Annotated in this window: 10 protein-coding genes and 1 pseudogene; 5 read left to right on the top strand and 6 right to left on the bottom strand. The window is 60.5% G+C overall.

All coding sequences use genetic code 11. From position 1 onward, the window contains the following. Positions 1-410, top strand: a 410-nt coding sequence (locus M3149_RS22030) for a tyrosine-type recombinase/integrase (RefSeq protein WP_251711515.1), incomplete at its 5' end; no start/stop codon positions are given. A 130-nt stretch (positions 411-540) separates the two neighbouring features. Continuing rightward, positions 541-1,131: pseudogene (tnpC, locus tag M3149_RS22025) on the top strand (IS66 family transposase); the annotation flags it as partial. A gap of 169 nt (positions 1,132-1,300) precedes the next feature. On the opposite strand, the gene M3149_RS23105 reads toward tnpC, so the two are convergent. After that, positions 1,301-2,854 carry a methyl-accepting chemotaxis protein gene (locus M3149_RS23105; RefSeq protein ID WP_285887449.1) on the bottom strand — a complete coding sequence of 518 codons (1,554 nt, stop codon included), beginning with the start codon at positions 2,852-2,854 and terminating at the stop codon, positions 1,301-1,303. 408 nt (positions 2,855-3,262) lie between these two features. Between M3149_RS23105 and M3149_RS22010 the strand changes: the two genes are divergently transcribed. Next, a complete protein-coding gene (locus tag M3149_RS22010) occupies positions 3,263-3,841 on the top strand; it encodes a hypothetical protein (protein ID WP_251711514.1) in 579 nt (192 codons plus the stop codon). A 74-nt stretch (positions 3,842-3,915) separates the two neighbouring features. Here M3149_RS22010 and M3149_RS22005 read toward each other — a convergent pair whose 3' ends face one another. The 5 genes from M3149_RS22005 to M3149_RS21985 form a co-directional block, all read right to left on the bottom strand. Continuing rightward, positions 3,916-4,464 (bottom strand): hypothetical protein, encoded by a 549-nt coding sequence (locus M3149_RS22005; RefSeq protein WP_251711513.1) that lies wholly within the window; start codon positions 4,462-4,464, stop codon positions 3,916-3,918. A gap of 34 nt (positions 4,465-4,498) precedes the next feature. Continuing rightward, positions 4,499-4,729 (bottom strand): helix-turn-helix transcriptional regulator, encoded by a 231-nt coding sequence (locus tag M3149_RS22000; RefSeq protein ID WP_251711512.1) that lies wholly within the window; start codon positions 4,727-4,729, stop codon positions 4,499-4,501. 934 nt (positions 4,730-5,663) lie between these two features. Beyond that, complete coding sequence (locus M3149_RS21995) at positions 5,664-6,788, bottom strand: DNA-methyltransferase (protein WP_251711511.1); 1,125 nt, start codon at positions 6,786-6,788, stop codon at positions 5,664-5,666. Between the two features lie 11 nt (positions 6,789-6,799). After that, on the bottom strand, positions 6,800-8,221 hold the full coding sequence (locus M3149_RS21990) for a restriction endonuclease (protein ID WP_251711510.1): 1,422 nt from the start codon (positions 8,219-8,221) through the stop codon (positions 6,800-6,802). Continuing rightward, a complete protein-coding gene (locus M3149_RS21985) occupies positions 8,218-8,814 on the bottom strand; it encodes a recombinase family protein (RefSeq protein WP_251711509.1) in 597 nt (198 codons plus the stop codon). The genes M3149_RS21990 and M3149_RS21985 overlap by 4 nt, the downstream gene beginning before the upstream one ends. Positions 8,815-9,269: 455 nt before the next feature. On the opposite strand from M3149_RS21985, the gene M3149_RS21980 reads away from it, so the two are divergent. Both M3149_RS21980 and M3149_RS21975 read left to right on the top strand, forming a co-directional pair. Next, the gene (locus M3149_RS21980) at positions 9,270-9,503 is read left to right on the top strand and encodes a hypothetical protein (protein ID WP_251711508.1); all 234 of its coding nucleotides are present in this window, start codon (positions 9,270-9,272) and stop codon (positions 9,501-9,503) included. 10 nt (positions 9,504-9,513) lie between these two features. Beyond that, positions 9,514-10,608 carry a hypothetical protein gene (locus M3149_RS21975; RefSeq protein ID WP_251711507.1) on the top strand — a complete coding sequence of 365 codons (1,095 nt, stop codon included), beginning with the start codon at positions 9,514-9,516 and terminating at the stop codon, positions 10,606-10,608. Positions 10,609-10,731: the final 123 nt, after the last annotated feature.

Raw genomic sequence — 10,731 nt, 5'->3', positions numbered from 1 at the left:
GGCCAAAGACCGCAGTTGTGCTTCGGCCGTTGATCAGGGATCAGGGCCTCGAGGACCGAGTCTTCCGAGGTCGAACCGGTGAGCCCATGACCAGGTTCGGCGTGCATCGCGTCGTGACGGTGTGCGCCGAGCTTGCCGCGCAGCGCGTCCCGTCTATGCGAGACAAACGCATAAGCCCGCACATCCTGCGCCACACGACCGCCGTCCATCTGCTGCGCTCCGGCGTAGACCTGAACACGATTCGTGCCTGGCTCGGGCATGTCTCGCTGGATACCACCAACGTCTATGCCGAAGTCGACCTTGAGATGAAAGCCAAGGCGCTGGCAAGCGTCGACATCTCGGGCCTGCCCGCAGCATCACGACAACGCAAGCCCACGGCATCGGTCATGGACTTCATGCGTAATCTCTAGGGCGGTGCCGCGCAGAAGTTATGTGCTGCTTGCCAGGGCAAATCTCTTCGGTGAGCAACAACGCGCGCCTAGCGATGGCCACATATCTCGGGCCGCAACATAACCGCTGCTATGTGGTGCAAAACATAGCAGTGGCTACAAGGCCTTGATCGCCAATGGCGTGACCGAGGTTGGCTGCCTGGCGCACGCGCGGCGCAAGTTCTTCGATCTGCACGCGGCCAATCAAAGCCAGATCGCCGAGTTCGCGCTGCAGCAGTTCGGTCGGGTCTACGAGATCGAGCGTGAGGTCAAGGAGCTCAGCGCCGATCAGCGCCAAGCCACCCGGCAACAGCAAACGAAGCCGCTTCTCGATGCCTTGCACCAGTGGATGCTGCTGCAACGCCAGAAGGTGCCCGAGGGCTCAGCAAGCGCCAAGGCACTGGACTACAGCCTGCGGCGCTGGGAGGCGTTGACCCGGTTCGCAGATGACGGGCAACTGCCCGTGGACAACAACTGGATCGAGAATCAAATCCGGCCCATTGCCATCGGCCGAAACAACTGGCTGTTCGCGGGCAGCCTGCGCGCTGGCCAGCGGGCGGCAGCCGTCATGAGCCTGATCCAGTCAGCGCGCATGAACGGGCATGACCCCTACGCCTATCTGCGCGATGTGATGGCACGTCTGCCCATGCAGCGCGCCAGCCAGATCGGCGAGCTGTTGCCGTTTCGCTGGCACCCGGTCTAACCGCACCACCAAATCGAAGTTGACCATGTCACGCAGTCAAGATGGGTTGGTTGCGTGCCTTTCCATCAACACCCGTCATGTCCAAGATGGGTCGGCTTGACGTACGATCAAACGGAGTTCCGTGTTTGTGAAGGTGCGCTACGGCAGGTTGATGAAGAACACAGCAGGATTACGCCGCGTGGCTGGATAGGCGAAACACTGCAACCGAGGTCACTAGGTCGGTGGCCTGTGTACGTAGACTGCTGGCTGCTGCCGCCATTTCCTCTACCAAGGCGGCGTTCTGCTGAGTGGCCTGGTCCATCTGGGTCACGGCTTCGCCGATCTGGCCCACACCGTCGCTCTGTTCTTTGCTGGCCGAGCTGATCTCACCCATGATGTCGGTCACGCGGCGCACGCTGTCCACCACCTCGTTCATGGTGGTGCCGGCCTTGTCGACCAGCGCGGTGCCGCTCTCCACGCGCTCCACGCTGTCATTGATGAGCTGCTTGATTTCCTTGGCGGCGGCAGCACTGCGCTGTGCCAGGTTACGCACCTCGCCAGCCACCACCGCAAAGCCACGGCCCTGTTCGCCAGCGCGGGCCGCTTCCACTGCGGCGTTGAGCGCGAGGATGTTGGTCTGGAATGCAATGCCGTCGATCACGCTGATGATGTCGCTGATCTTGCGCGAGCTCTCGTTGATGCCCTTCATGGTGTCCACCACCTGGCTGACGACCTGACCGCCTTCCACTGCCACGCGCGATGCGCTCTGGGCGAGCTGGTTGGCCTGGGCAGCGTTGTCGGCGTTCTGGCGCACGGTGGAGGACAGTTCTTCCATCGAGGCAGCGGTTTGTTCCAGCGCGCTGGCCTGGCTTTCGGTACGTGAGCTCAGGTCCTGATTACCCTGCGCTATTTGTTCGCTTGCACTGGACACGGATTCAGAGCCACTGCGCACGCGACCCACCACCTGCACAAGTCCAGTCTGCATATCTGCGAGGGCTTGCATCAATAGGCCAGTTTCGTTTTTTGACTTCACGTCGACCACACGGGTGAGGTCACCCGCGGCCACAGCGCGTGCAAGTTCAACGGCACTGTTGATGGGGCCAGTGATGGAGCGGATGATCCAAGCCGCTACTACCGCCGCGGCCAGGGCTGTGAGAAGCACGGCTGACACGATGGTAATGATGAGGTTCTTCACTACGCTCTGCGCCGACTGGCTAGCGGCCTGTGCGCCCGCGGCTTCATAGCTCACCGCTTCATCAATCGCATTCATGTAGGTCAATTGCAAGGGTCGCACGGTTTCGAACAAAAGGGCGATGGCGGGATCCCGTTCGTTCCTGTCGATCAGGGCAATAAACCTGTCCACAGAGTCGTCAAAAGGTTTTCGAGCCTGTCCCAGTTGAGCCTGAATTTCTTTGCTTTTGGTAGAGATGACCAAAGAATCAAGCTCGGCAGTCATTTTGTCCACGGCTACCCGCGAGTCTGCGATGGATTGTTTTTCTTGGGCAACCTTGGTCGGGTCGGCAAGAAGAGCGATGTTGCGGATCGCGCGGGCCTGCAAGTTGGTTTCATTTCGCACCAACTCCATATCGGCGATTACCTTCATACGGCGCTCTGTGATGTCAACCAGGTCGGTTTGCACCGCCATGGTGCGCATAACGCTGAGTGCACCGATTGCCAGGAGCATGAATACAAGCAAAGTGAACGCACCCACCAGACGGGTGGAAATCTTGAGATCGTTGAACATGTCTGCTTCCTTAGAACATGTGTCGAGTCGATACGGCCATTCAACTCTTCAACTGGCCAGCGCACCGGGTCGACGCGGTCGTAATATGACGACTTGTAACATTTCGACATCCTAAGCTCGAACTTTAGGTGGGCATATCGAGAATTGAACCGTTTTTTCAACTCATATGGTTCCAGTACGGATGGTCGAAAGTAAACGCTTGGCAAGCACATCGCTAAACGGCCGGTCGCCTCCGTCAGCTTGGGATGACTGTCCCCTGACCGATTTGATGGAGCGTCTGCATATGCAGGGCGCCGGCCAGCTTGGCGAACTGGTACCGCACCGGGAGCGGTCAGCCACACAACGCATTCTGGGAAACAACCTTGCGCCCTGCGATCAAGATGGGATCGCCGCGCGCTTACCATCCTCGTGCATCACGCAGAACACATTGCCGCGCCAGAGACGAGGGAGGCGTTCGCCTATCTGGTTGGATCGGCGGCCCTGTCCCGGGAGTTGAGTTGTCACGCTCAGATGAAGGGCGCGGTGCGCGACTTCCGGCTCCACGATGCGTCTGGCAGTCAGCTCTTCTCCCTTATCGTCAATCGCGACTCCCTGCTCTTTTATTTCAGACCCCCCGCCGTGCGATCCGGGCGGTTCTCTTTGCGGGATCTGGAGCGCAGCTTTGAGGAAGTCCGCGAGAACAACTCGGGAGAGTGGACTGTGCGGATCACCAATCTCGAGAGCGCTAGGCGGCTCTGGGCATATATCGTCGCCATGAGCGAGTTTTTGTCAGGCGATGGGGATACCACCCAGATCGGCTATGTCAACTCGAACAATCAGCGCTGCCAAGGTCACCGAGGCTACCCTGGCAACGACCACCTGCAGAAGGCCTACCGGATGGAATGCCTGAACGAGGACTGCGGAAACACCTACGGCGCCAATGGCAGCGATGTGTTCCAGCGAAAGTGCCCCCGCTGCCAGGGTGGCGCACCCGGCATCGAGTTTTAGTCGCCCGGTAGCGCCCGCCTTCAAGAAACTTCAAGTTTTCTCAGGTTCGCAGATCTCAAATTCCTTCCAAGGATTCAGGCGCTCGGAGCGTCTTTGTGGTTCGAGTCCAACTGACCTGACAAGCGCCCGAGACGATCCCCCTCTATCGAGTAAGCATCAGCGTCTTCAATCAAGGCGATCCGCATTCCGTCTGGATCCTCGATCACCTGGCACATGCCCGGACAGCCACCGTGAGGACTGTGCGTCGCCTGCCTGTTCTCATTAAACAACCAAGGCTGGACGACCGTACTTCCACACGCCAAACATCGACAAGGCGATTGCCGCTGATGCAAAAGTCTCCGGTACAAGCCGATGTCCTCCAGATACTGCTGCTCGAAGTGGTCTAGCCCACCAAGCTTCGAGCGCGCCAGTTTTGTCAGCGCCACCTCTTCCTGGTTCAACGCATCGAAACTCGGCAGCGCCTCTAACAGCCGGATGCGGTGGCACTCCTCACACCACCCGTGGCCTCGTCGCATGGCCAGTTGCTCACCAGAGGCGAAAACGTAAACGCAAGGAAGGTTGGGGGCAGCCCAGGCCGACGTCTCGCAGATTGGGCAGATGATCATTTCCACATGAATCGACACGAGCGATCACTCCAAAGCATGCACGCTGCGTTGATCAGGAAGCGCCGCAACGCGCTTCTCTCTCGGCCAGGAATCGGCGGATGTCACCCAACCTGAATCGGGTACAACGCTGACCCAGCCGAACCGGCTTGGGAAAGTCTGGTTCGAGTTTCGCACGCCGCCAGGCCGTCGAGACGGCGATACCAGCCATGAGCGGGAACACCTTGACCGGCACGAACGTCTCGTCGGGCAGTAGGTGGAATTTTTCAAGGTACGAGGTGGACATGTGTGCAATGGCCTGATGAGCTTGAATCATTGAACACCACTTTTCGCCGGAGTCAACGCCAGTTGCTCACGTCGCTCCCAGGCGCCCTGCCCAGCCTCCCTTGACTCCGACGAGTCTCGTTCGATAGTCGTTTCGTCAGCGCGCCGAGTCACTGCCTACATCGTATTCATCCGCCTGGAGGAGCGGGATGACGCAGGGAAATCGGCGCGGGCGAGTCGGGTCCCATTGCTGGGGTCGAGGTCTTGCCAGAGGTCAGGGCGCCCGTTGACGAAGCTGATGGCCTGCATGGGCTGAACCCAGAAACACCGGACTTGCGCCCACCCCGCAAGCTCGACTCGGCCTTGGTATGGGGACCCGAGTAAGCGTGTGCGTCCAACGGTGGAAGCCGACGCACGCGGGAGTCGAACAACCCGTCATGCGCACTTGGTCCCCTGCACTCACAGAGACTGGGGATGGAGCGGGCCGGATGCTGATGCATCCACCCTGGCAGAACCTTTGGGCAAACAGGAAGCATCGACAGCGATTGGCGCGGACCGATCGCAACCCAACATAAGTTGCCACTGGGTTGCGAAAAGTTGCGAGAGCAGATGCCGGATCGCCCACGAGGTCTGGCGCGTGGCTCACTCGATATTTCTGCTAGCCACGACTGTGTGCCTCGATGCCTTGGATGACCAAGCCGTGTGCCCTGACGGTGCGAACCTGGGCGTGCACCAGAGGGGGTGGTAATTCCTGCGCCGCAAGCCCCAGCTCAAGCGCATGACGAGCGCGCCACCGCCGCCGGCTTCGTTGTAGGACGCAGATCGCACTGAACAGGCTCAGATGGACGTGGCAACCGAGCGCCACCGGAGCGAAGGCGGAAAAAGGACCAAGCACGATACTGGAGTTGACCCCATGAGGGCCCTCTGAGGCCGTGTCGGCTCCATCGCCAACCCTTTTAGCGTCCAGCGGCTGCCACAGGCAAGGGCTCAACGTCACTAGAGCCTCCGCGCGAAGATGCGGTGCCCTTGGTTAGCTCTGCTCGCTTGATGACTCGCTTCTTGCCGCCATCCTCGGCGAGGGTGTCGCCGTGGCTGCCGTTCCAAAGGATGCCGGGACGCGGAAGCTTGTAGTAGTTGGCTTCATCGTCGAGCTTCGCGGCGATGGACGCGCGCGCGGCGATGTACTCCACGTTGCCCGTTGTGAAGCGGCCGAGTGCGCCCTCAAGGTATTCCTCGCTGAGCTCGGCACACACCCACTTGCGCTTGAGGCGCTCGGAGACTTCGCCGGTTACGCAGCTGCCGCCGAAAGGGTCTAGCACGGTGTCGCCCTCATCGGTGCACATACGGATGAAGTACTCAGGGAGCTCAGCCGGGTAGCGCGCGGGATGCGCCTTGATGCCGTGCTCTTGGCAGTAGCGGTGATAAAAGCCGTTGCTCTCGGTGTTCGGCAGGGCGATGAGGTTCGGCGGGATGGCTGCACCGTTGTCGATGGCGAACTTCTCGCTGATGTCATGCCCGGAAGGCCGCTTCTGCGCCTTGTAGCCCTTGGCGAGTAGGTGCTTCATGCTCGGGCTGTAGGGCTGCAGAACGCGCCGATTGCTCGCCTTCGGCCACGGGGTCTTAGAGAGCCACCAGACAGTATTGATGGCGTCCTTGACGCGGATGCGGCGCACCGTCACCCACTCCGCAGGCGTGGGCAGCTTCGACGGGCTCCACCAATAGAACTCTTGCGCCAGGTGGAAGCCGAACTCCTCGCACAGCATGATGAGCAGCTTGAAGTGATACAGGCTGCGTGTCGGCTGGCCGGGTATCCACGCACCGCCGATGTCAATCACGAGGCTGCCGCTGTCCTTGAGCACGCGATTGAACTGCTCCGCGAAGGGCTTGAACCATTCGAGGTACTCGTGAGAGTCGGCGTTGCCGTACTCCTTCTTTCGCACCAGGCCGAAGGGCGGGCTGGTCATCACGAGGTCGACGCTCTCCGGCTTCATGCTCGCCATCACGTCGAGGCTGTCGCCGAGGTAAATCTTGCCGTGCCTAGCCTCGTGGAACAGCTGCGGCTTCGGGGCTTCTTTTTTCATAGTTCTCGTCCTCACAAGTCGAGCTTCTTTAGGGTCATGGCGTTGTGTGCCTCGCGCTTGAAGGCATCAACGATCGAAGCGGGGTTCTGCTTGATGGCCTCCAGGTCGGGCCGGTCAATCATCACCACGCAAAGGTTGGAGTCCTGCATGATCTTGTTGGCGTAGCGGCGCGCATCGCCGCCGATGTCGCCTGTGCTCACCATTACGATGACGGTGCTCTTGAGGAAGTGAGTGAGGCCGACTTCCTTCGCCACGTCATCGAGCGACACGCGGGCTGTGTTCTTGCACTGCACCTGCCAGCGCGAATAGACCAGGCGGGACGAATGGAAGATGAGGTCCACTTCTGCACCGCCGGTCGCGGAGATGTTGCGTAGCCGGGTGGCGATGTAGTCCATCCCCAGGATGCGCATGAGCTTGAAGGCGAGCGCCTCAAGGGCAAGGCCCGCGACGTACCTATTGGCGTCGTCGAGCGCCGGGAGGATCTCATCGAGCGGCTGCGTCAGTAGCTCGATGAGCTTCGGGTCAAGCTGGGTCTTGAGTTGGTCGAGCAGGGGCTCCACCAGGTCGCTACGTAGCTTGGCCGTTGGTGTGACCTCCATCGGCTTGCCGCCACGGCCGCCGGTGGTCTTGGTGAAATTGATGTATCCAGCATCGCGAAGTGCGTTAAGCACGGCCTGCGGCAGGTTCTTGTCGGGGAACCGGACGCCATAGGTCGCCGCCGCCAGGTCGCGAATGATATTGGCCGGCTGCGGGGTGGTCACGCCACTGTTAGCAAGGGCCAGCAGAAAGGCGCGCTGCTCGGTGGTAAAGCGCGCGAGCGCCGCGAACTCCTCGCTATCAGCACCCGTGAGTGCGCGCAGGCGTGTCTCGTTGACGCGCCAGCCGCCGCCCCCTGCGTCGAAAACGCCGGCCTTCTCCAGCCAGAGCCGCATCATGCTGGGATGCTTGCCGCCCTTGGGGAAGTGGATGCCCCGTTCTTCGAGGGCATGGCGGAGAGAGTCGAGTGTCACGCGCTCGCCAGCGAAGGTCATCTCCTGGATGCAGCGCACCAGCGCCATGCCTTTGAGATTCAGGAGGATGTGAGCGCCGAGCTTCTCGTATAGCTGCGCATCGTTGGTGCGCACGTCGTAGAGACCGCGGCCGAACTCGGTCAGGTTGGCGTCGTCATCGATTAGGCCATAGGCCCGCATCCCTAGACGACAGTTCATCGCGAGGGTCTTCTTGTTCTTGTCGCTCCCTCCGCCGTCGCCCCCGTGGGCCGAGAAGTACTCGGCGCGGATGGCCTCTTGCATCGCCTTCTGGTCGCCCTCGTGCTCGTCGGCGAGCTCGAGCAGGCGCGGCAGTTCCACCTGAGAGGGCGAGAACTCGCTGCCGAATGGGAGGTCGCTTTTCTGGGTCGCCAACTTCTTACCTTTCGTCTTCTTCTTGCTCATTTGCTCAGGCTGCTGAACAGGTCGGGGGTGTTGCGATTGCTGGCTCCGGCCGGGATGGCGCGATAGAGCGTGGCTGTAGATACGCCGATGGTCTTGGCGACGTGGCTCGGGCTCTCGCCGGCGTCGATGAGCTTGCGGGCGTGGTCTATCTGGTCGGGTGACAGTTTCGGCTTGCGGCCGAGCTTCGCGCCGCGGCGCTGCGCAGCGGCCAGGCCGGCGCGCGTGCGCTCGGCGATGAGAGATCGCTCGAACTCCGCAAGTGCGCCGAGCATGTGTAGGAGCAGCTTGCCCTGGGCGCTGGTAGTGTCGATGGCCTCGGACAGCGAACTGAATCCGATGCCGCGCTTTCCTAGGTCGGTGGTGAGGTCGATGAGATGGGAGAGCGAGCGCCCGAGCCGGTCGAGTTTCCACACTACCAGGACATCGCCAGGCTTGGCCAAGCCGAGCGCGTGGTCCAGTTGCGGGCGCTTCTTCGCGCCGCCGCTCACCCCCTCATCAGTGAAGATGCGTTCGCACCCCGCGCCGAGCAGCGCGTCCAGCTGCAGGGCGGGGTTTTGGTCGGTCGCCGAGACGCGGGCGTAGCCAATAAGCATCCAAGAATTATGAGAGTAATTTTTGAGAATCGCAAGTCATTGTTTTTATGCGGCTCACTAGAGACTGCCGCAGCTTCTCATAAAGGAAGGTTTTCGAGAGGACAGCATGCAAAGGCCGGCGGCAAAAGATGAGTTTTGAGGCTTGGCAAGGCAGGGAGGCGGCCGGCCGACCCAATACGGCAAGAGGAGGCTCGCGCCAGCGAGGGAGGAGGAAGACCCCCCATGCGCTGACCTATTTCAGCGCTCCCACTCGCTGCGAAGCGAGAGGCCGTACCTCTCGCCGTGCTGTAGGGCGTAGGCCGAGAATTTGGGCTCGGGGCGCGCAGCACCTATCACCCGGTCGGTTGAAGGCGAGGCCTTAAGCCGGCTAGCACCTTAAAACTCAGAACTAGCTCTTGCCCCTCCGTATGTGTTCGTACATAATGCACATATACAAACACAGGTGATCTATGTTTATGAAGCAGGAAACTGATAGAGACAAGTTCGTGCGTCTAGCGACGGCAAGAGTCAACAAAACTCTTAAATCTATTCAACTGATCGGCAATCTTTCCAACAAATCCAACTATCAGTACACCGATGCTGACATAGAGAAGATCTTCCGCAGCCTGACAAACGAGCTGCGGAACTGCCGACAGCGCTTCGAGCAGCGCAGCGATGGTGGTAAGACCGGCTTCCGGCTGGACGAATAGGAGAGCCCGCATGGCAGTCGATTTTTTTCCTGATGAGGAAGTGTTCGTCCACAAGCCTGGAGCGATTGCTCTCATTTGTTCGGCGTTCCGCTCCCACGAGGACGGGCTGCCGGAGTGGATCAAAAACAGCTCGGATGCCTATACGCGAAAGGACGTAGCACCCGACCAACGGGTCATAGTCGTTCTGCTTAAGGATGGCCGGCACGGCCAGGCGGCGGCAGTTGGTTGTCTTGACTTCGGCGGTATCGAAGTCCGGGACATTGAAGGGAAGTTCAGGCAGTGGGCTGACCCCTCAGCGGCTGGCACTGACGCAGGTGTGCAAGGCGGACACGGCAACGGGGGCAAGTGCTACATGACGCAACTGTTTAGCGAGCACGCGTATTTGCACTCGGTCTACAAGGGGCGAGGCAACAAATACGGTTTCAAGGGAGGCGACCCTACGCCAGGCTACTTTCCGTCGAAGGACAAAGGGCGCGATTTCCTGGTGGCCAACCCCGAGGCCGAACTAATGGACGCCCTTAAGGTATTCGGCCTCACTCTGAAAGATCTGCCTGAGGCAGCGCAGAAGGCATGGGCAACACGCAAGGCTTTCACGATGGTGACCGGCATCGGCGCGAAGCATCTATCCAAGGAGCGCATCCGGGCGCGCGAGTGGATTGGGAACTTGGCTGGGCACAAGGAGATGGTCTTCCCCTTGCAGCGGAACCGGGTGTACGTGCTCCACAATGGCACCGTCCACAGCGATGCCAACCCCTTGACGCTGCCTGACATCGCGCCAATCCCAGGCGCAGAGGCTCCGCGGGTCATTCAAATCCCAGAGGAAATTCCAGACCCGCTGACCGGCGAGCCGGTCGCCACGGGTGCAGTCAAAGACCGAAGCGCCCTGTATCTGCGCACATCGGACAAGTCCATGCAGGGCTTCAAGCGACAGGCGCGACATGCCATCTTCGGGTGGACGCTAGATGCCCGCTCAACGGGATTTTGGGAGGTCTCGGCGCTAAGCACTGCTGCTTACGCGAACAAGATTTATGGCGACATCTACTTAGAAGCTCTCAAGGACTACAAGCAGAACGACCGCCGCAACCACAGCGACGCGCCCCTCTGATCTTGCCCCCGTATTCCCGGACCCGTCCTATTCGCAACGTAACGCCGCGTCCTTGACGGGTGAGCGGCGTGCCTGGGCGGCCTGATGCCGCCGGAACTCTCTGGGTGAACGCATTTTCAACGA

It is taken from the genome of Hydrogenophaga intermedia, assembly GCF_023715105.1.
GTDB classification, from domain to species: domain Bacteria; phylum Pseudomonadota; class Gammaproteobacteria; order Burkholderiales; family Burkholderiaceae_C; genus Hydrogenophaga; species Hydrogenophaga intermedia_A.
This window is presented reverse-complemented; position numbering and strand designations above follow the sequence as displayed.

Bases quoted from the DNA above. Each gene is read 5' to 3' on its own strand.
- M3149_RS23105 (WP_285887449.1), bottom strand. From the start codon at position 2,854: ATGTTCAACGATCTCAAGATTTCCACCCGTCTGGTGGGTGCGTTCACT.
- M3149_RS22000 (WP_251711512.1), bottom strand. From the start codon at position 4,729: ATGTCCACCTCGTACCTTGAAAAATTCCACCTACTGCCCGACGAGACG.
- M3149_RS21995 (WP_251711511.1), bottom strand. From the start codon at position 6,788: ATGAAAAAAGAAGCCCCGAAGCCGCAGCTGTTCCACGAGGCTAGGCAC.
- M3149_RS21990 (WP_251711510.1), bottom strand. From the start codon at position 8,221: ATGAGCAAGAAGAAGACGAAAGGTAAGAAGTTGGCGACCCAGAAAAGC.
- M3149_RS21985 (WP_251711509.1), bottom strand. From the start codon at position 8,814: ATGCTTATTGGCTACGCCCGCGTCTCGGCGACCGACCAAAACCCCGCC.
- M3149_RS21980 (WP_251711508.1), top strand. From the start codon at position 9,270: ATGAAGCAGGAAACTGATAGAGACAAGTTCGTGCGTCTAGCGACGGCA.
- M3149_RS21975 (WP_251711507.1), top strand. From the start codon at position 9,514: ATGGCAGTCGATTTTTTTCCTGATGAGGAAGTGTTCGTCCACAAGCCT.